General features: G+C 64.5%; 18 protein-coding genes and 6 tRNA genes. 9 read left to right on the top strand and 15 right to left on the bottom strand.

Annotation, left to right across the window (positions count from 1 at the left end):
* Window positions 1-54 precede the first annotated feature (54 nt).
* Entirely contained in the window at window positions 55-1032 is a 978-nt protein-coding gene (locus ACT3TS_RS03320; RefSeq protein ID WP_444530057.1) for an aldo/keto reductase, read from the top strand.
* 82 nt (window positions 1033-1114) lie between these two features.
* Here the strand turns inward: ACT3TS_RS03320 and ACT3TS_RS03315 are convergent, their stop codons facing one another.
* From ACT3TS_RS03315 to ACT3TS_RS03270, 10 genes are all read right to left on the bottom strand, one after another.
* Window positions 1115-1567 (bottom strand): Rieske (2Fe-2S) protein, encoded by a 453-nt coding sequence (locus ACT3TS_RS03315; protein WP_444530056.1) that lies wholly within the window; start codon window positions 1565-1567, stop codon window positions 1115-1117.
* A gap of 218 nt (window positions 1568-1785) precedes the next feature.
* Window positions 1786-3930 (bottom strand): 3-hydroxyacyl-CoA dehydrogenase NAD-binding domain-containing protein, encoded by a 2145-nt coding sequence (locus tag ACT3TS_RS03310; RefSeq protein ID WP_444530055.1) that lies wholly within the window; start codon window positions 3928-3930, stop codon window positions 1786-1788.
* Entirely contained in the window at window positions 3927-5174 is a 1248-nt protein-coding gene (locus ACT3TS_RS03305; RefSeq protein ID WP_444530054.1) for a thiolase family protein, read from the bottom strand. Before ACT3TS_RS03305 ends, ACT3TS_RS03310 begins: the two co-directional genes overlap by 4 nt.
* Before the next feature lie 161 nt (window positions 5175-5335).
* Entirely contained in the window at window positions 5336-6787 is a 1452-nt protein-coding gene (locus ACT3TS_RS03300) for an HRDC domain-containing protein (RefSeq protein ID WP_444530053.1), read from the bottom strand.
* 69 nt (window positions 6788-6856) lie between these two features.
* Window positions 6857-7435 carry a DUF3000 domain-containing protein gene (locus tag ACT3TS_RS03295; RefSeq protein ID WP_444530052.1) on the bottom strand — a complete coding sequence of 193 codons (579 nt, stop codon included), beginning with the start codon at window positions 7433-7435 and terminating at the stop codon, window positions 6857-6859.
* A gap of 218 nt (window positions 7436-7653) precedes the next feature.
* Window positions 7654-8721 (bottom strand): threonine aldolase family protein, encoded by a 1068-nt coding sequence (locus ACT3TS_RS03290; RefSeq protein ID WP_444530051.1) that lies wholly within the window; start codon window positions 8719-8721, stop codon window positions 7654-7656.
* 42 nt (window positions 8722-8763) lie between these two features.
* Window positions 8764-9489: an SDR family NAD(P)-dependent oxidoreductase gene (locus ACT3TS_RS03285; protein WP_444530050.1), complete on the bottom strand. Its 726-nt coding sequence runs from the start codon at window positions 9487-9489 to the stop codon at window positions 8764-8766.
* 18 nt (window positions 9490-9507) lie between these two features.
* Window positions 9508-10839, bottom strand: a complete 1332-nt coding sequence (locus ACT3TS_RS03280) for a DUF6421 family protein (protein WP_444530091.1) — start codon at window positions 10837-10839, stop codon at window positions 9508-9510.
* Between the two features lie 168 nt (window positions 10840-11007).
* On the bottom strand, window positions 11008-11520 hold the full coding sequence (gene msrB, locus ACT3TS_RS03275) for a peptide-methionine (R)-S-oxide reductase MsrB (protein ID WP_444530049.1): 513 nt from the start codon (window positions 11518-11520) through the stop codon (window positions 11008-11010).
* A gap of 14 nt (window positions 11521-11534) precedes the next feature.
* A complete protein-coding gene (locus ACT3TS_RS03270) occupies window positions 11535-12026 on the bottom strand; it encodes a hypothetical protein (RefSeq protein WP_444530048.1) in 492 nt (163 codons plus the stop codon).
* 123 nt (window positions 12027-12149) lie between these two features.
* Between ACT3TS_RS03270 and ACT3TS_RS03265 the strand changes: the two genes are divergently transcribed.
* Window positions 12150-13367: an alpha/beta hydrolase family protein gene (locus ACT3TS_RS03265; protein ID WP_444530047.1), complete on the top strand. Its 1218-nt coding sequence runs from the start codon at window positions 12150-12152 to the stop codon at window positions 13365-13367.
* Window positions 13368-13390: 23 nt separating this feature from the next.
* On the opposite strand, the gene ybaK is transcribed toward ACT3TS_RS03265, so the two are convergent.
* The 3 genes from ybaK to ACT3TS_RS03250 form a co-directional block, all read right to left on the bottom strand.
* Window positions 13391-13891 (bottom strand): Cys-tRNA(Pro) deacylase, encoded by a 501-nt coding sequence (gene ybaK / locus ACT3TS_RS03260; protein WP_444530046.1) that lies wholly within the window; start codon window positions 13889-13891, stop codon window positions 13391-13393.
* Between the two features lie 240 nt (window positions 13892-14131).
* Window positions 14132-14590: a SufE family protein gene (locus ACT3TS_RS03255; protein ID WP_444530045.1), complete on the bottom strand. Its 459-nt coding sequence runs from the start codon at window positions 14588-14590 to the stop codon at window positions 14132-14134.
* Between the two features lie 57 nt (window positions 14591-14647).
* Window positions 14648-15568: a sulfurtransferase gene (locus ACT3TS_RS03250; RefSeq protein WP_444530044.1), complete on the bottom strand. Its 921-nt coding sequence runs from the start codon at window positions 15566-15568 to the stop codon at window positions 14648-14650.
* A 261-nt stretch (window positions 15569-15829) separates the two neighbouring features.
* Here ACT3TS_RS03250 and zapE point away from each other — a divergent pair, with 261 nt between their 5' ends.
* Window positions 15830-16900, top strand: coding sequence for a cell division protein ZapE (gene zapE / locus ACT3TS_RS03245; RefSeq protein ID WP_444530043.1), 1071 nt, complete (start codon window positions 15830-15832; stop codon window positions 16898-16900).
* Window positions 16901-17033: 133 nt separating this feature from the next.
* On the opposite strand, the gene ACT3TS_RS03240 is transcribed toward zapE, so the two are convergent.
* Together ACT3TS_RS03240 and ACT3TS_RS03235 are read right to left on the bottom strand one after the other, a co-directional pair.
* Entirely contained in the window at window positions 17034-17219 is a 186-nt protein-coding gene (locus ACT3TS_RS03240) for an antitoxin (protein WP_444530042.1), read from the bottom strand.
* 168 nt (window positions 17220-17387) lie between these two features.
* A tRNA-Val gene (locus ACT3TS_RS03235) sits at window positions 17388-17462 on the bottom strand.
* A gap of 670 nt (window positions 17463-18132) precedes the next feature.
* Here ACT3TS_RS03235 and ACT3TS_RS03230 point away from each other — a divergent pair.
* The 6 genes from ACT3TS_RS03230 to ACT3TS_RS03205 all read left to right on the top strand — a co-directional run bounded on the left by ACT3TS_RS03230 (window position 18133) and on the right by ACT3TS_RS03205 (window position 19841).
* Window positions 18133-18205 (top strand) — tRNA-Gly (locus ACT3TS_RS03230).
* 24 nt (window positions 18206-18229) lie between these two features.
* A tRNA-Cys gene (locus ACT3TS_RS03225) sits at window positions 18230-18303 on the top strand.
* Between the two features lie 49 nt (window positions 18304-18352).
* Window positions 18353-18424, top strand: a tRNA-Val gene (locus tag ACT3TS_RS03220).
* Window positions 18425-18473: 49 nt separating this feature from the next.
* Window positions 18474-18546: transfer RNA gene (locus ACT3TS_RS03215), tRNA-Gly, on the top strand.
* A gap of 84 nt (window positions 18547-18630) precedes the next feature.
* Window positions 18631-18702: transfer RNA gene (locus ACT3TS_RS03210), tRNA-Val, on the top strand.
* 296 nt (window positions 18703-18998) lie between these two features.
* Window positions 18999-19841, top strand: a complete 843-nt coding sequence (locus tag ACT3TS_RS03205; protein WP_444530041.1) for a cytochrome — start codon at window positions 18999-19001, stop codon at window positions 19839-19841.
* Window positions 19842-19868: the final 27 nt, after the last annotated feature.

Here is a 19868-nt window from a genome sequence, read left to right as displayed (position 1 = left end):
CACGGCCTCCCGGGGCGGTCGGGGGGAGTGGCCGACATTCGCTAGGGTGGAAACATGACTGATTACCGCCAAGTGGGCAATTCCGGACTGACAGTTTCAACCGTGGGGCTCGGGTGCAACAACCTGGGCCGCAGCGGCACCGTGACAGAGACGCAGGAGGGAAGCAATGCCGTCGTCCATGCCGCGCTGGACGCCGGCATCACGCTCTTTGACGTTGCCGACACCTACGGGAAAACACCCGGACTGAGTGAAGAGGTTCTGGGCAAGGCGCTTGGTGCTGAGCGCGCCAATGTCATCGTGGCGACGAAATTTGGCATGGACGCGGGCGGCGCCAACGGGGTCGACTGGGGCCGGCGCGGGTCACGCAAGTACATCATCCAGTCCGTGGAGGCGTCGCTGCGCAGGCTTGGCACCGACTTCATCGACCTCTACCAGTTCCACACCCCGGACATCCACACGCCGATCGCCGAGACCATCAGCGCCTTGGACGACCTCATCCGCGACGGCAAGATCCGCTACATCGGGCACTCGAACATGGCCGGCTGGCAGGTGGCCGAGGCCGAGTTCACGGCCCGCTCGCTGGGCGGCAACCGCTTCATCTCCAGCCAAAACCACTACAACCTGCTGGACCGCCGCGCCGAGCTGGAGGTCGTGCCCGCAGCGGCAGCCTACGGTCTGGGGGTGTTGCCGTACTTCCCGCTGGCCAACGGCCTGCTGACCGGCAAGTACAGCTCGGGCAAGGCCCCGGCCGGCAGCCGGCTGACGCACACGCGCCAAAACATGGTTGCTGACGCGGACTACGACCAGCTCAAGAGCTATGGTGAGTTTGCCGCCGAACGCGGCCTCACCGAGCTGGAGGTGGCATTCTCCTGGCTGGCGGCACAGCCGTCCGTGGCCAGCGTCATCGCCGGTGCGACCAAGCCGGAACAAATCCGCCAAAATGCCCTGGCCGCATCGTGGACTCCGTCGGTTGAGGAACTTGCCGCCCTCGACGCGATCTTCCCGGCGACGGCAAAGGTCGCCCTCTTCTAGCCTGGCCGGCGGGCCGGCGGGCCGGGTGGCCAGTCCGGCCGGCAGGGCCACCACCCGGAGTCAGGGGTGCCCGGAACCGGTGTTAAACCGAAACGGTGATCCATTCCCCGTCGATGGCGGCGGCGTAGCGGGGGAGCGGCTCCTTGGCAGGGCCCGACTGGACCGTTCCGTCGCTGCCGGCAAACACCGAGCCGTGGCAGGGGCATTTAAAGTCGGCACCGTCGGGGGCCACCTTGCAGCCCGCGTGGGTGCAAATGTCGGTGTAGGCCAGGATGGTGGTCTCGTCGGGACGGAACAGCACAATCTCGACGCCGTCGGCTGTTCCGGCCGCGGTGCCGCCCACGGGGAGTTCCGAAAGCTTGCCCACCTGGTGCGGCGTTCCGCCGCTGGGGATTTCCGCAGGCGTTTCGCCCTTGGCGCTGCTGCCGTTGCCGGAGGGGGCGCAGCCAGCCAGTGCCAGTGCGCAGGCCGCGCCGGTGACTGCCGTGGTGGCTCGAAGGGTTGCGCGGCGGGTTGGTGAAGAATCGAAAGTCATGGCCACATTATCTCAGCTGCCGCAGCCGGAAAGCCAAACGGGCCGCCAGCAGCGGCCCGGCCACCCGCTGCCAACCAACGCGCTGTCAATCAACCCGCTGCCAATCAACCTGCTGTCAACCAGGAACGACGCCGGACCGGCACCTTGGCAGCCAAGGTGCCGGTCCGGCGTCGTGCAGGGAAACGGGCAGCGCCCCGAAAGCGGGCGGTGCGTGCCGGTCAGGACTCCGGGTGGAACGGCTTTCCGTTGACCCGTTGTGAGGCGCCGACCCGGTCGAGGTACGGCGTGATGCCGCCCAGGTGCATGGGCCAGCCGGCGCCGAGGATCATGCACAGGTCGATGTCCTCGGGACCGGCCACAACGCCCTCTTCGAGCATGAGCCCGATTTCCTCCGCCAGGGCGTCCTGGGTCCGGCGCAACAGTTCCTCACCGGTCGCCGGGGAGTCCCCAAAGCTCAGCAGCGCCAGGGTGTCGGCCGGGATGGAGACGCTGCCGTCCCCGGCGGTTTCCCACAGCCCCTTCCTGCCGGCGTCGATCAGTGCCTGCTGGTTTGCTGAGACGTGGAAGCGTTCGCCAAAGGCTGCGTGCAGCGACTCGGTGACGTGCTGTGCCACGGGGATGCCGACCATGGCCAGCAGCGTGAACGGCGTCATTGGCATGCCCATGGGGCGCAGCGCATTGTCGGCCGTGTGGGCGTCGGTGCCCTCGTCGAAGGCCTTGGAAACTTCGGCCATGAGGCGCAGCAGCACCCGGTTGACGACAAATGCGGCCGCATCCTTGACCAGCACCGCGGTCTTGCGCAGCGCCTTGGCCGTTGCAAAAGCGGTGGCCAGGACGGCGTCGTCGGTTTTGGGCGCGCGCACAATCTCCAGCAGCGGCATGACAGCCACAGGGTTGAAGAAGTGGAAACCCACGAGGCGTTCGGGATGCTTGAGGTCCGCCGCCATGGCCGTGACAGACAGTGAGGACGTGTTCGTGGCAAGGATGCACTCGGGGGAGACGATGGCCTCCACCTCGGCAAAGACCTGCTTCTTGACGTTGAGTTCCTCAAAGACCGCCTCGATGACAAAGTCCGCGTCCGCGAAGACCTCCTTGGAGACGGAGCCGGTGACGAGTGCCTTGGTGCGGTTCGCGGCGTCTTGGCTGATCCGGCCCTTCGCGAGCAGCTTGTCGACCTCGCCGTGCACGTAGGTGACGCCCTTGTCGACGCGGGCCTGGTCGATGTCCGACATGACGACCGGGACCTTGAGCTGGCGGGCGAACAGCAACGCGAACTGCCCCGCCATGAGGCCGGCGCCCACCACGCCAACCTTTGTGACCGGGCGCGCCAGCTTTGGATCCGGCGCCCCGGCCGGCCGCTTGGCACGCTTTTGCACCAGGTCCAGGAACGCATACACGGTGTCCTTGAACTGCGGCGTGCCCATGAGGTCGGCCAGCGCCTCGTCCTCGGCGGCAAAGGACTGCGCCTTGGTGAAGTGTTTGCCCTTCTCCAGCAGCTCGATGACCTTGGCAGGTGCGAGGGCCGCATTGGAGGTCTTGGCCTCCACAAACGTCTTGGCATGGGCGACGGCGGCGTCCCAAGCTGCGCCGTTTACCTCGCTGAGCGGCTCGGCCACCGCATTGGGCCGGCTGACATCCTCGGCACCGGACAGAACCCGGGCGGCCCAGTTCAGCGACTGTTCCACGAAGTCGGCCGGTTCAAACATGGCGTCGGCAATGCCGAGCTTGAAGGCTGCCGGGCCGCTGAGGGTGCGGTTGTTGCTCAAGGGGTTTTCCAGCATGATCTTCACGGCGTTGGCCGGGCCGATCAGGCGGGGGAGCAGGTACACCCCGCCCCAGCCGGGAACGAGTCCCAGGAATGCCTCGGGGAGGGCCAGCGCGCCGGCACCGGTGGAGACGGAACGGTAATTGGCGTTGAGCGCGATCTCAAGGCCGCCGCCCAGGGCCAGGCCGTTGATGAACACGAAGCTGGGGACACCCAGGTCGTTCAAGGTGGAATAAACATCGTGGCCCAACTGCGCCATCCACAGTCCGGACTCGCGGTTCTTCAGGCTTTTGACCGCTGAGAGGTCTGCACCGGCAGCAAGGAAGAACGGCTTTCCCGTGATGCCAACGCCCTTGATTTCGCCCTTCGCAGCCCGCGCGCGCTGGGCTTCCAGCGTGGTGCCCAGTTCAATCAACGTGTTGGGACCCAGGGTGCTGGGACGGCGGTGGTCAAGGCCGTTGTCAAGGGTGATGAGGGCGAAGGTGCCGGCGCTGGGGGCGCCGTCAACACCGGGCAGGGCAATGTCCTGAACGTAGGAATGGGTCACCACTTCATCGGGAAACAGTGCTGCGAGCTTGCTGAAGTCCTGGGCGCTCATGCTGCGCTCCCCTCTGTGGTTGTGGTGGCTGTCGTTTCGTCGTTGGAGGCAAAATGCGGGTTTTCCCAGATGACGGTTGCGCCCATGCCGAGGCCGATGCACATGGTGGTGATGCCGTACCGGACCGAGTGGTCTTCCTCGAACTGCCGGGCCAGCTGGTTCATGAGCCGCACGCCGGAGGACGCCAGGGGGTGTCCGACGGCGATGGCGCCACCGTAGCGGTTGACGCGAGGGTCGTCGTCGGCAATCCCAAAATGGTCAAGGAAGCTGAGCACCTGGACGGCGAAAGCCTCATTGATTTCAAACAGGCCGATGTCCTCGATGGTGAGCCCGGCGAGCTTGAGGGCCTTTTCGGTGGCCGGGACGGGGCCGATGCCCATGACCTCGGGGGCGACGCCGGCGAACGCGTACGTGACCAGGCGCATCTTGACCGGCAGGCCAAGTTCGGCGGCAGTGTCGGCGGAGGCCAGCAGTGCTGCCGTCGCGCCGTCGTTCAGGCCGGCGGCGTTGCCTGCGCTGACCCGGCCGTGGGAGCGGAACGGGGTGCGCAGGGCGTCAAGGTCCGCCAGGGTGGTGCCGGGGCGCGGCGGCTCGTCGACGGTGTTGACCGTCCAGCCCTGCCCCGGCTTGAGCGTCGCCACGGGGACAAGGTCGGGCTGGATCTGGGTTTGTCCGTAGGCGGCGGCCAGCTTGTTCTGGCTGGCGACGGCGAAGGCGTCGGTGCGGTCCTTGGTGATGGCCGGGAACCTGTCGTGCAGGTTTTCGGCGGTGTTGCCCATGTTCAGGGCAGCCGGGTCCACAATGCGTTCCGACATGAACCGCGGGTTCGGGTCGGCGCCTGCGCCCATGGGGTGGTGCCCCATGTGCTCCACACCGCCGGCAATGACGACGTCGTAGGCGCCGAAACCGATGCCCGAGGCCGTGGTGGTGACAGCCGTCATGGCTCCGGCGCACATCCTGTCAATGGCGAAGCCGGGCACCGACTGCGGCAAGCCGGCCAGCAGGGCTGCGGTCCGGCCGATGGTCAGGCCCTGGTCGCCGGTCTGGGTCGTGGCGGCGATGGCCACCTCGTCAATGCGCTCGGCGGGCAGCTGCGGGTTGCGGCGCATCAGTTCCCGGATGCATTTGACCACCAGGTCGTCGGCGCGGGTGTTGGCATAGATGCCTTTTTCCCCGGCCCGTCCAAAGGGTGTGCGGACGCCGTCAACAAAGACCACGTCCCTAATCTGCCGATTTTGGCTCACGTTTTGCTCCTTGACTGCAAACAACGGATTCAGTTCAACCCAAGGTTATGGGGACGACTGTGTCAAGGATCATGTTACTCGTGAGTAACTTAGTCGTCAAAGCCGGGCGAGCTGTGGCGGGCGGCAATTCCGAAACGCGGGCCAGCGGGCCCGGCACCCAGTCAGCCCGCGTCGCCGTCGTTCTTGGACGTTTTGGGTTCCTTGGCCGGCAGCGGCTCCGGGTTCGCCAAAGCTTCGGTGAGCAGCGCGGCGGTCTTCTCGATTTGCCAGGGGCGGGCGCCAAGTTCCGCCAGCTGGGCCGAGACCGTCTGCACCGTGATCGTTGACGGCGGACGCCAGCAAACGCGGCGCAGGAAGTCAGGGGTGAGGATGTTCTCGACGGGGATGTTGAGCTCCTCGGCAAGGTCGGCGAGGCGGGGCCGGGCCGTTGCATAGCGGGCGGCGGCTGCGACGTCGCGCTCGGCCCACACCCGGGGCGGGGGCGGAGTGTTGTTGGAGACCTGCAGGGGCGGCAGGTCTGTGCTGTTTTTAGCCGTTTGCAGGGCGTGCAGCCATTTGGGGGCGTCGCGCTTGGCGGCTCGACCGTGGAATCCCGACAGGGCGAGCAAGGCGGGGACCGTGGCGGGCATGCCCTTGGCAGCGGCAATGATCGCGGAGTCGGGAATGAGCCGGCTGGGAGCAATGTCGCGGTGTTCGGCCAACCGTTCACGCGTCTGCCACAGCTCGCGCACGGCGCCGAGCTGGACGCGGTTGCGGATGGTGTGTGAGCCGGAAGTGCGGCGCCAGGGATCCACCCTCGGGGCGGGCACGCCGGCGTCGATCAGGTGCTGGAACTCCTGTGCCGCATAGTCAAGCTTGCCGTCGTTTTCAAGCAGGGCAACAAGTTCCTCCTCCAAGTCGACGAGGACCTCGACATCCAAGGCGGCGTAGCGCAGCCATGGCTCCGGAAGCGGGCGCGTGGACCAGTCGGCCGCTGAATGTTCCTTGGCCAGGTGGTAGCCGAGGAGCGATTCCACCACCGCACCCAGCCCGACACGCGGCAAGCCGGCGATCCGCGCGGCAAGTTCCGTGTCAAAAAGTTTGTCGGGCCACATGCCGACGCCGGCAAGGCAGGGCAGGTCCTGGCTGGCCGCGTGCAGGATCCACTCAACGCCGCGCAGCGCCTCGTCGATAATTTTCAAGTCTGCAAACGCTTCGGGGTCGATGAGCCATGTGCCGGCGCCTTCGCGGCGGATCTGCACGAGCATGGCGCGCTGTCCGTAACGGAACCCCGAGGCTCGTTCGGTGTCAACGGCCGCGGGACCGCGGCCTGCGGCCAATGCTGCGGCGCACCTCTGCAGGGCCGGCTCGGTTTCCACGACGGCGGGAATCCCGTCGCTGGGCATGTCAAGTTCCACTAATTCAGGCAGATCGCCAAGTTCAACCCGCACGCCGTCGATGACAACTGAGGTCAGCGGGGTGGGTGCCACTTCCGTGCCCGCAGTACCGGGTGTGCGGGTGCCGGCTGTGCCTTCGCTGTTGCTGGCAGGGGAGCTGTGGCCTTCTCGGCCTTGTCGGGGTGTGGACATTTTAGCTCGGGCGCGGCTGTGTGTGCTTGATTCTGGGTTGGTCATGATGCCCTTAGTCTACCGAATGGCCTAGGCGGCCCGCCCAGTTTGTCTGGACGGGGTGTTTGGTGGACGCTACCGGTCCCGGTTGCTGCGGCGCCGGGGCAGCAGCGTCACGCCGTCGGGAACCGGCGGAAGGCCGGCAAAGGTGCCGACAATGTTGGCCCACGCCTGCAGGTGCGGACTGATGGACGTTCCTTCGGGCGTCCACGAGGCCCGCAGCTCTATGTCGATGGCGTCGGGCCGGGCAGCCAGGGCACCGTAGCTTTCGGAGAGTATGCGTGTGGCCGTCCCGCCGGCATTGGTGTAGTTGGCGCCTTGTTCCTCCAGCGCCTCGATCAGCCAGGCCCAGGCAACGTTTCCCAGCAGCGAGTCGTTGCCGATGTCGGCTTCCAGCTGGGCCCGTATGTAGGTGACAATGCGGAAAGTGCCGCCCCAGAGTTCCTGTCCCTGCGGGTCGTGGAGCAGAATGAAGCGTCCCGTGGCCAGCTCGTCCCCGTCAACCATGACCTCGGCGCCCAGTGCCACTCCGAAGGGGGCAAGCCGGGCCGGGGCGGGAACTTCGGCCAGCTTCAATTCGCTGCGGCTTCGTACTTTGCGCAGCGATGCCAGGGCAAGTTGGAAGTCAGCTGGAAGCTGGTGCATGGGGCTCACAGTTGCAGATTATGACGACACGGGGTTGAACTGGTGCAGGCGCGCCGGGAGGGGACATCATCGGGGCAAGCAGCCACCGTGTCAAACGGCGGGCTGTCCGTTGGCTGCCGCGTCACCAACGGCAGGCCGGACGGTGGCGGACTTCCACGCCCGGGTGCCACTGACGCTGGCACCCGGGCGCCTCAACGGAGGTCAGCCAGCGTGTCAAACGGCGGGGGTCAGGCGCCGAGTTCGACGCGCAAAGCCGCCACGAAGGCGTCGACGTCGGCTTCCGAGGTGTCAAAGGAGCACATCCAGCGGACTTCGCGCGCGGCTTCGTCCCAGTCATAGAACCGGAACGTCCGGCGCAGGCGGTCCGCCACGCCGTCCGGCAGGATGGCAAAGACCCCGTTGGATTCGGTGGCCTGGGTGCACTGCACCTGCGGAATGGCTTCGACGGCGGCACGCAGCCTGGCCGCCATGGCATTGGCGTGTCCTGCTGAATGCAGCCACAGGTCCCCGCTGAGCAGTGCCAGCAGCTGGGCCGAGATGAAACGCATCTTGGAGGAGAGCTGCATGTTCATCTTGCGCAGGTAGATGAGCCCGTCCGTGGCGGCAGGGTTGAGCGCCACGACGGCCTCACCAAACATGATGCCGTTCTTGGTGCCGCCAAACGACAGCACGTCCACGCCGGCGTCGGAGGTGAATTCACGCACCGGCACGCCAAGGAACGCCGCGGCGTTCGCCAGCCGGGCGCCGTCCATGTGGACCTTCATGCCCAGGGAGTGGGCGTGGTCACAAATGGCCCGCACTTCTTCCGGGGTGTAGCAGGTGCCCAGTTCCGTGGTCTGCGTGATGGACACGGCCAACGGCTGGGCGCGGTGCTCGTCGCCGAAACCCCACGCTTCCTTGTCAATCAGTTCCGGGGTCAGCTTGCCGTTGGGAGTGGGCACTGCCAGCAGCTTCATGCCGCCCACGCGTTCAGGTGCGCCGTTCTCATCCATGTTGATGTGGGCCGTCTGCGCACACACCACCGCACCCCACCGCGGGAGGAGCGACTGCAGGGCAACCACATTGGCGCCCGTGCCGTTGAAGACGGGGAAAACGTCCACATCCTTGCCAAACAGCGTGCCCATCTCCTCGCGCAGCCGGGCGGTGTAGACGTCCTCGCCGTACGCCACCTGGTGCCCGCCGTTGGCCGCGGCCAGCGCCGCCAACACCTCGGGGTGGATTCCGGAATAGTTGTCCGAGGCGAAGCTGATCACGCTGGTGTCGTGCAGGGGGGTGGATTCGGTGCCAATGCTCACAATGTGCCTTTGCTTGTCGATGCTTAAAACAGTAGTAACACGCTAGTGCAAAATAATTCGTGCGCCGTTGAGTTCCGCGGCGGGCCGCGAAAACAGCCCGGCCACGGCTTCGCCCAGCACGGCCACGTCGGTGAAGCCGGGGAAGGTGCGCTCCGGGGCGCGTGCCCGCATGGCATTATCCACCAGCGCCTTCACCACCAGCACGACGGCGGCCGGCCCGGTCGTCGCGGCCGGTACACCTGCCTGGGTGGTTGGCGGGGTGCCGAAGCCCTGCGCGAGCGCCTGCACCCACGTTTCCGCCGCGGCCTTCACGGCCGCATAGTTCGCGTTGCCGGCCGTGGGTGCCGTGACGGACGTTGAGGACACAATGGCCAGCCGCCCCGCGGGAGAGGCTGCAAGGTCGTCGTAAAACGCCCGGCTGGTGTTGCGCAAGGTTGTGAGCACGGAGGTGTGCAGGAAGTCCCAGTCTTCATCCGACTGTCCGGCCAGCCCGCCGCCGCCGCGCCAGCCGCCCACCAGATGGATGAGCCCGTCAACGGGGCCAAAGTCCCGGTGGACGTCGGCGGCCAGGGCGGCAACGGATGCGGGGTCCGACAGGTTGCACACGAGGGGGACGGCACCGCCGGCGAGCTCCGCCGCCGCCGTGATGCGTCCGGCGTCGGACCCTACGGTGAGTACCCGCATGCCGGCACCAAGCAGGGCGCCGGCAACAGCGATGCCTGCCGCGCTGCTGCCGCCGGCAACCAAAATCAGAGGCGGGGCGTTCATGTCTCCCACAGTAGCCATCTAGGCCGCACCGGCCCCGGTAATGCCGGAGGTGGATTCAATGACGCCGCGCATTTTCTTGCCCAGTGCCTCGTAAAACATGGAGAGCGGGAATTCGTCGTCCAGGACCTGGTCGGTGATTTCGCGCAAGGGTCCCGTCAGCGGCAGGGCGGCCGGACCCTTTGCCCAGGTGGACGCCGGATTGGGGGTGAGCGTGCCCGAAACCAGCTCATAGGCGGCGAGCCAGTGCGCCAGCTTGGGCCTGTCGATCGAGCGCCAGTACAGTTCCTCGATTTCACGGCCCAGGGCGATGACCGTCTCGGGGACCTCGGCCCAGTCGATCGTGAGCTTCGTGTCGGTCCAGTGCAGCACGTGGTGCTGGTGCAGCCAGGCGAAGAGCAGCTGGCCGCCCAGGCCGTCGTAGTTGCGCACCCGGGAACCGGTGATGGCGAAGCGGAAAATCCTGTCGAAGATCACGGCGTACTGGACAAGTTTCGCGTGCTTGCGCGCCTCGGGCGACGCCTTCTCGTCACGCTCCACTGCCACGGACTCGCGGTAAGCAGTCAAGTCGCAGCGCAGCTCCTCCAGCGAGTACAGGAAAAACGGCATCCGCTGCTTGATCATGAACGGGTCAAACGGCAGGTCCCCGCGCATGTGCGTCCTGTCATGGATCAGGTCCCACATCACAAACGTTTCCTGCGTGAGGGACTGGTCGTCCAGGAGTTCGACGGCGTCGGCCGGCAGGTCGAGCCGGGTCACCTCTGCTGCCTCCCGGACCACGCGGCGGAACCTGGCGGCTTCGCGGTCCTGGAAGATGGCGCCCCAGGTGAAGGTGGGTGTTTCGCGAACGGCCACGCTTTCCGGGAACAACACCGCCGAGTTGCTGTCATAGCCGGGGGTGAAGTCGATGAAGCGCAGCGGCACAAACAGCTTGTTGGAATAGCTGCCGGCTTCCAGTTCGCCAATGAATTCAGGCCAGATCACGTCCACCAGCACAGCTTCGACGTGGCGGGACGTCGAACCGTTCTGCGTGTACATGGGGAACACGACCAGGTGGCCCAGCCCGTTGACCCGATGGTCCTGGGGGTTGAACGCCAGAAGCGAATCGAGGAAGTCGGGCACGCCCAGCCCGTTGTCCACCCATTTGCTGAAGTCCCCGTCGAGGAGCTCCAGGTACTTGGCGTCGTGCGGGAAGTGCGGGGCCAGTTCCCGAATGGCCGCCTTGATGGTTTCCACCAGTTCCCCGGCCGGGCCTTTATCTTCCGGCTCCGGGACCGAACCGTCCTTGACCTGTAGGGCGGCCAGGTCCGTGGCCGCCTGCTTCAGTGCCAGCCAGGCCGGACTGGTGGCCATGCTGGTGTAGTCAAGGGTGCTGGCACTGTCAGTGTTTTCCAAGGTGATGCTCATGTGTTTCATCCTCGCTTCGCCGGGCCTTTGGGGGCTTTTTTCGAGCGTAGCAATGGAACAGTGAAACTAATGTTGAATACCCTCAAGCGTAAGAAGCTGTCATGCTCAAGGCGTTTACGGCGCCTCGGGCGAAAGCTCCAGCGGCTCCTCCCGCAGCTTCAGGGAGACGGAGTTGATGCAGAAGCGCTCATCCGTCGGCGTGTCGTAACCCTCGCCCTCAAACAAGTGGCCCAGATGCGAGTCGCACGAGGCACAGCGCACCTCGACCCGCTTCATGCCCAGCGAATTGTCATGCAGGTACCGCACTGTGCCGTCCGCCAACGGGGCAAAGAACGACGGCCAGCCGCAGTGCGAGGAAAATTTCTCCCTCGAGGTGAACAGTTCCGCGCCACAGGCCCGGCATTCATACACGCCTTCCTGGGTTGAGTCCCAGTACTCGCCGGTGAAGGGCCGTTCGGTGCCGGCCTGGCGCAACACCTGGTACTCGGCGGGGCTCAGCTCATCACGCCACTGCGCATCGCTTTTGACGACGGCGGGGCCCGTGCTGACCGCGGGGGCAGCGGTGTGTTCCGTGTTTCCGGTGTTTTCGGTTTGCTCGGTGTTTTCGGTGTTTTCGAAAGTGCTCATGCTTGTGTCAACGCTCAGGAGTCGCCAATAAATCCCGAATCGGAATACAGGTGCAACACCGGCAGGCCGAGCTTGCGCTGGGCCTGGTGCGCCCAATCCTGGCGGAAGGTGTCGGCAACGGCATGCGGCGTGGTGACCACCACCGCCTGGCGGGCACCGAGCTCGGTGACCTTGGCAACCAAGGAGGCAACGGCGTCGCCCTCGGCAACAGAGCCTGTGGCCTTTGCGCCGGCGGCTGCCAGGGCTGCCATCGATTCGCCAAGAATGTCCTTGGCCTCCGTCATGACCGTTGCGGCGTCGGGTTTCTCCCTGAGCTCGCGCAGGGCACCCGGCAGGTCCAGCATGGTCAGCTGGTCGATGACATCAACAAACAAATTGCGCTTTGTGTCGGCGGGCACCAGCAGCACCAGCTCAACGTCTTCTTCGGGGCCGTAGAGGTCGGTGATGTTTGCCACGTCCACAGCGGTGAGGGGTTCTTCGGTCAGGATGATGATCGCGTCGCTCATGGCACCAGCTTAGGCTTCCGCACACTATAAACAACGGCTCCGGACCAAGTTGTGCGAAGAAAGTTACGCATCTGCCCGGTGCGCCGCTCGACGGTGCGCGGCGCCCGTGGGCAGAATGGAGGCATGGCCACCTCAGATCAGCAGTCAAGTTCATGGCTCAAATGGGGTGCCCTTGGCGCCGCAGCGGCAGGCGCCGGAGCGGTGGCCGTTGTCACTGCCACCTCCGGGCTCGCGGCCTACTTTGCCCGGCGGATTGTCACACCGGAGAAGCAGCGTGTTGACGATCTCGCGATTCTGGCTGTCATCACCGACGGGCCACAGCTGCAGGTGGTGTTGGAGGCAACCCCGGACACCGTCATCGACGGCACGTACGGGCTGTACTTCAACGGCGGCCGCGCCCACGCCGTCATCGGGCCCATCCTCTCCTACGTGCCGCGCGAAGGCAGTGTCACGCGTGCCGTCCTGGCCGTCCATGGCGGCGAACTGCGCAGCGCCACATCCGGCTGGTGGTCGGGAAACCTGTATGCGCACCCCGCCGAGATGGGCCTGGACCACGAAGACGTCACCGTCAACCTTCCCGGCGGCCCCGGCCCCGCGTGGCTGGTGCCGGCCCTGAATCCCGGCCCCACGTGGGCCATCATGGTGCATGGTCGCGGTGCCACCCGCAACGAGGGCCTGCGTGCCGTTCCCACCGCGCACCGCCTGGGCATGAACGCCCTGCTGGTGTCTTACAGGAACGACGGCGATGCCCCCGACGCGCCCGACGGCCGGTACGGCCTTGGGGTCACCGAATGGGCCGACGTTGAAGCCGCCATTGATTTTGCCTTGGCCCGGGGCGCCAAGGACGTGGTGCTGTTTGGTTACTCGATGGGCGGGGCCATCAGTTTGCAGGCGGCGGATTTGGCCCGCAACCGCAAGTATGTCCTGGCCATGGTGCTGGACGCCCCCGTGATCAACTGGGTCAACGTGCTGGCGCACCAGGCCCAGCTGAACCGGATCCCCGACTACATTGGCAGCTATGCGGAGCTCATGCTGACGCATCCGCTGGGCCGGCGAATCACGGGATTGGCGGCACCCATGGATTTCAAGAGCATGGACTGGGTGAGCCGGGCCGTTGAGCTCAGGACGCCGTCGTTGATCCTGCACAGCATTGACGACGATTTCGTGCCCTACGAACCCACCGCCGAACTGGCCCGGCGGAACCCGGAAATGGTCACCTTTGAACCGTTCAGCAAGGCCCGCCACACCAAGGAATGGAATGTGGACCCGGTGCGCTGGGAAAGCGTCGTTGAGGCGTGGCTGCGGCCGCGCCTGGGCAAATACGCCCTGCCGCGGTACTGATGGTTGCGGGTTCGGCCCTGCCGTCAGGCCGGGTGGCCGATTTTCGCTGTTTTCGCCTGAGTCAGCCGGATGAGGTCTGCAGGGGACAGCTCGACGTCGAAACCCCTGCGGCCGCCGGAGACGTAGATGGTTTCGTGCTGGAGGGCTGATTCATCCAGCACCGTGGGGGAGTGCTGGCGCTGGCCCAGCGGTGAAATGCCACCGAGGACATAGCCGGTGCGCCGTTGGGCCGCAGCCGGGTCAGCCATGGCGGCCTTCTTGACGCCCAGGGCATGGGCCAACGACTTCAAATCCAGGGTGCCGTTGACCGGGACGATCGCCACGGCAAGTGTGCCGCCGACGTCAGCCATCAGGGTCTTGAACACCCTGTCGGGGGTGATGCCCAGGACAGTGGCAGCTTCAAGCCCGTAGTTGGTGTTCGCGGGATCGTGCACATAGCCGTGGGCCGTGAAGGGCACGCCGGCGGCGGTCAGGGCAACGGTTGCCGGTGTGCCTGCGCCCGCGGCAGAAGATTTCTTGGCCATGTCCCGATTATGCCAGCGCCGCCCTGCGCAGTGAAACACCGCCGGCGCCGTGAAACACCGGCCTGCACGGCAAAGGCTCGCCCTGCCACGGGTCAGGGGCTCGGCCAGGTATGACGGCTCAACCGGCCGTGACGGTACATAAAAAATGCCCCGCAACCACCTCAGTGGTGAGTTGCGGGGCATTTTTAAGGCGGCGGCAGATCCAGACCGCCGGTCCGCGCTGTCGGGAGCCGTGCCGGCCTAGGCCGCCGGGCGCAGGCCGCCGCGAATTTTGCGCTTGACCCGTCCGAGCATGGCTGACATGCCGCGCATGCGCAGGGGAGAGATGGCCCGGGTCAACCCCAGCTGCTCAGGCATGTCGTCAGGAACGGCGAGGATTTCCTCCGCAGTAAGCCCGTCAAGGCCTTCAAAAAGCACCGAGGCAAATCCGCGGGTCGTCGGTGCTTCCGGTGGGGCTTGGAAGTACAGACGGACGACGTCGCCGTTCTCCGTCTTCTCCGACTCGACCGTCAAGAACAACGGCGACTGGCATTCCACCACCTGTTCGAGCAGTTCAGGATGATTTGTCAGCCGCTCCGGCAACGCCGGAAGGGTTCGGGAGAAGTCCAAAAGCAGTGTCAGGCGGTCCCGCTCTTCCAATTCCTGGAAATCGGTTACGATCTCAGCCAACGCTGGGGGGAGTGCTTGTGAAGTAGTCATCGACTAAAGCGTACGTTTCTTTTCTTGTAGGTGTGAAAAGGCAAGGTGTGCGAGCCGCTAGTTTGCGGTGGGCAGTTCGCCGCGCTCTGTGCCAACCGCGATGGGAACTCGGACGGCATTGCCCCATTCGGTCCAGGAGCCGTCGTAGTTGCGGACAGTCTCAAAGCCCAGCAGGTACTTCAAGGCAAACCAGGTGTGGCTGGAACGCTCACCGATGCGGCAGTATGCAACGACGTCGTCCCCGGCCACGAGCCCGGCTTCGCCCAGGTAGAGGGCTTCAAGCTCCTCGCGTGAGCGGTAGGTGCCGTCTTCGGCGGCTGCGCGGGCCCACGGGATGGACGCGGCCGTCGGGATGTGGCCGCCGCGGAGGGTGCCTTCCTGCGGGTAGGCAGGCATGTGGGTGCGTTCGCCGGTGTATTCCTCGGTGGAACGGACATCGATCAGCGGCTTGCCCAGGTGGGCCAGGACGTCTTCCTTGTACGCGCGGATGGGGGCGTCGTTGCGCTCGACGACAGGGTAGTCGGCGGCGGGGGTGACCTCGGTGGCGTCGGTGGTCAGTTCGCGGCCTTCGGCGATCCACTTGTCGCGGCCACCGTCGAGCAGGCGGACATCCTCATGGCCGAACAAGGTGAACACCCAAAGTGCGTAGGCAGCCCACCAGTTTGACTTGTCTCCATAAACCACAACGGTGGTGTCGCGGGAAATTCCCTTGGCCGCCGCAAGCACAGCGAATGCCTTGCCGTCGATGTAGTCCCGGGTGACGTCGTCGTTCAGGTCGGTGTGCCAGTCAATCTTGACCGAACCCGGGATGTGTCCGGTTTCATACAGCAGCACGTCCTCGTCGGATTCAACCACAACCAGGCTGCCGTCCTTCGTGGCACCATTGGCCAAGGATTCGGCCAGCCATTCGGTGGAGACCAGGCGCTCCGGGTGGGCGTAGCTGGCGAACTTAGGGTTTGTTTCAACTGCAACAGGCATGGTGCCCCTTCTCGTAAACTGCTCACGCCGGGGCCGCCCCGGGAAATTCCGGGACCATTCCGTGGCCGTGAGTGACAGATTGGCGTGCCGCCGCGAACTTGGGTGCAGCAGCTGTTCCTCTTTATTACCGTAACGAGTTGGGGAGCTGAATACTTCCCTTCCGTTAACGAAACGCAATATGTGGCGGGTATTCTTGGATTCGTGAGCCGTGGTCCGTGCGCAGCGTGTCCGGCTGAAATTTCTTTATGATCGGAATCATCCTTGGTACAAGTTGAGCAACTTTCCACCCGCCGCCCGGCAGTTTCGGTGGAGGAATTGTTGAAGGGTTTTGTCCCCTCACCACGATTCGGCGAGGTTTCCTTTGACACCTACCGCCCTGATCCGGCGCAGCCTTCGCAGTCGCAGGCGGTGAGCATGCTGCAGGAGTTCGCCGCCGGCACGGCTGCGAAGCCGGCCGGCGCCCTGCGCAGGCTCTTTGTCGGGAAATCGAAGGCCGGTGGCGCCAAGGGCGCGGGGCAGCGGGCCGGGATTTACCTCGACGGCGGCTTCGGCGTGGGGAAGACGCACTTGTTGTCGTCCTTGTGGCATGAGGTCGAGGGCCCCAAGGCCATCGGCACGTTCGTGGAGTACACAAATCTTGTGGGTGCCCTGTCGTTTCGCAAGACTGTTGAGGCGCTGAGTGCGTACAAGCTCGTCTGCATTGACGAGTTTGAGCTTGACGATCCCGGAGACACGGTGCTGATGTCCCGGCTGATGCGTGAATTGGCCGACGCCGGAGTGAAGCTGGCCGCGACGTCCAACACCCTGCCGGGTTCTTTGGGTGACGGACGTTTTGCCGCTGTTGACTTCCAGCGGGAGATCCAGGTCCTGGCAGACCAGTTCGAGATCCTGCACATCGACGGCGAGGACTTCCGCCACCGCGGGCTGCCCACCCCGCCCGAACCCATCGCCAACAGTGATCTTGACGCACGCATGCGCCGGGACTTTGACGGCCGAACGGTGGCCGTTGACGACTTTGGCACGTTGGTTGATCATCTTGCCGGCGTTCACCCGTCACGGTACCGCCAGCTGCTGGAAGGTGTTGACGCCGTTGTGTGGCGCAATGTGCACACCATCACCGAGCAGTCAGTGGCGCTGCGCTTTGTGGTGCTGGCCGACAGGCTCTATGACAAGGACGTGCCGGTCTTGGCCAGCGGGGCGCCCCTGGACCAACTGTTCACCCCTGAAATGATGACCGGCGGCTACCAAAAGAAGTACTTCCGTGCCGTGTCCCGACTGACGGCCTTGGCCCGGGAAGCACAGGAAGCGGGCGTTCCGCAGCCTGTGGGGTGATGCTCTGGCGGCGCTGGCGGGCCAGGCGGTGCGCTGGGCCGGGCACGGTCCTTAAAGTCAAAAGGCGTCGGTACCGTCTCTCGACGGGACCGACGCCTTCTTTGACGCCTTGATTAGGGGCGAAGGTTCGGAGTTACTTTGACGTACCGTCCACGTAGTCGCCTGCAGCCTTCTGGACTGAGTCGATTTGATCCTTGAACTTGTCGCCGGTCTTGCTGTCGACGAAATCGCCAGCCTTCTCGACGCCGTCCTTGATTTGATCTTCGTGGCCGTTAATCAATCCCTCGGCCTTGCCCTTAATATCGTCAAAAATAGACAATTGGCACCTCCCTTCGCTCCTGGGGCCATTGGCGCCCCAACTTTTTCAAGCATAGTGGGCGGTGGTTCATTGTCAATGCTTCGGGCTGCGGGTTCATGGCCGCCAAGACGTTTGGGGCACGAAAAAGCCGTTTCCGCCAGCTTGTGCTGGCCGAAACGGCTTTTTGTTTGGTGGGCGATACTGGGTTCGAACCAGTGACCTCTCCGGTGTGAACGGAACGCGCTACCACTGCGCCAATCGCCCAAGTCAGCAACATCATCCAGCCTGCGGATCATGCGCGTTCGTTGGTGCGTTCAAAACAATAGCCCAAACTTTCCCCGGCTCATAATTTCGCCCAATACCGTCGGCTGGACGTCTCCTGCGCGCGCCCGAAGTCACGAAGTTGAGGCCGGACGTTGTTGGCTCGTGGACGACGTTGGGGCTGGTTGGGGCCAACCTTTTGCGGGCGCAGATCCGATCTCCAAGCTTGGCGGGCGGCCAGTTGCTGGATCACCCGACACCAGTGCGCCCGACAGCTGTCCGGGCCGGCGGCACTTACTGTGAGCGGGAGGCGGCGACGCCCACGGTGAGAGAGCAACAGCGGGGGAGTGTCCGGCGTCGTCCCAGGGAGGGGAGCGCAGGCGCGACGTGCACAAAAAAGGGGTGCACCGCAGAAATGTGACCAGCGCCTCAGCTTTAATTTTCCCCGGATACGGCCAAAACCAGCCAAAACAGCCCGTTGAATGACACGAATGTAATTCGAATGCTGAGCCAAAATCCCCGCCAATTCAACAATCCTGTGGCCCTGGGCGCTGCAGTTGGTGTTCAGGGGCGGTGCCGATTTGGTGTTTGGGAAAGGCCTCGGGTAATGTTTTCACCGCAGCAACACGGACTACCGAAGCGGAAACGCCAAGGCCAAGGAAATGAAGCTCAAGTGGTCGTAGCTCAGCTGGTAGAGCACCACCTTGCCAAGGTGGATGTCGCGAGTTCGAATCTCGTCGACCACTCGCAGTACACCGTTCAGCACTCACGGTGGGGTGGCCGAGAGGCGAGGCAACGGACTGCAAATCCGTGCACACGGGTTCGAATCCCGTTCCCACCTCCATTTTGGCTGAACCAAAGTATGTTGCTGTAGAGTACAGCGGGATGCATTTGGGCGATTGGCGCAGCGGTAGCGCGCTTCCCTGACACGGAAGAGGTCACTGGTTCGATCCCAGTATCGCCCACGAATGAACCTGGCGGTTCATTCATTCGATGAAAATCGGATACCAGCATGTGGTCGTAGCTCAGCTGGTAGAGCACCACCTTGCCAAGGTGGATGTCGCGAGTTCGAATCTCGTCGACCACTCTGAATGATCATGAACTGCCGGAATCCACAGGGTTCCGGCAGTTTTGTGCAATCCCGGACGCGCACGTGGAAACGTGAGCATCTGGGCGATTGGCGCAGCGGTAGCGCGCTTCCCTGACACGGAAGAGGTCACTGGTTCGATCCCAGTATCGCCCACTCAAGGAAAAACCGTTTCAGCCGACAGGAATGTTGGTTGAGACGGTTTTTTCGTGCGCGAAAATGTGGCGGCTGTGGGGTTAGCGGCCAAAATGTGTGTATGGCCAGGGCGTGCCAGCGGCTTCTTTCGTCCCACCCCGGTGGGCCGGGAGCGAATGACCACAACGACGCCCTTGTCACACAATTCGGACACGAGTGCCTCGGGTCCGGCGCCGGGGAGGCTGTTCCCCACTAGTTATCCACAGCGCTCGGCGGGAGTGCTGCGCGGTGTCTGACGGTCGTGGAATAGTAGAGGCATGACAGCACCAGCATTGGCACACAGCACTGAATTGGGGCGCATGTACGCCCGTTCCCTGCAAGACCCGCCCAAGGTCCCCTCCATCACCACCGTTATTGGCCAGCAGTCCGCCACCCTTGACGGTTGGATCGGTTACATGGCCGCATCCGCAGTGGCCAAGCACCCCGACCTGGGCACAGCAGTGGGCAATCCCGGACAGTTGCGCACGGTGGTGCGCGACAGTTCCAACGCCGCCGAACAGTTCCGGGACGCCGCAGCCGCCCGCGGCGACCGCGTCCACAACTACTGCGAGCAGGTGGCACTTCGCGCCCTTGACCGTCCGGACCAGCTGGCCGAGGCCCGCGAGGCCCTGGTTGAAAACAGCGAAGAAAACTTTGCGATCCGCTTTGACACGTGGTGGGACGAATACCAGGTCAAGCCGCTTGCTCCCGAGGTCACCGTCTGGAACGAAACACTGGGATACGCAGGCACCCTGGACCTGGTCGCAACTATTGGCGGAAAATTGTGCATCATCGACTACAAGACCAAGGGCACCGACCGCAATGGCCAGGTGAAGAGCCTTGACGCCAAGGTCGTCATGCAGCTGGTGGCCGGCATGAAGGCTGAAGAGTCCATTGTTGATGAAGCGGCCGGCACGTGGGAACCCTGGAAGTATGGGCAGGACCCGATCCTGCTTGGCGTGGCCATTGGTGAAACTGAGGTGCGCACCCTCCGGGCCAACCCAGAGGTCCTCAAGGCCCATTGGTTCAAGTTCGCGTCCCTGCGGCGCGTGTGGCAAACCTCATTGGATGCCGCAGCTGCCGGGACGCCTTTGCTCGATATTGCGCCACCGGGACGTTAGCGGCCAACTAGACTGGTGGGGCCAGCA

The organism is Specibacter sp. AOP5-B1-6, assembly GCF_052376555.1.
Taxonomy (GTDB): domain Bacteria; phylum Actinomycetota; class Actinomycetes; order Actinomycetales; family Micrococcaceae; genus Specibacter.
Note: the sequence above shows the minus strand (reverse complement) of the source record. Positions and strands in the feature narration are given on the sequence as shown.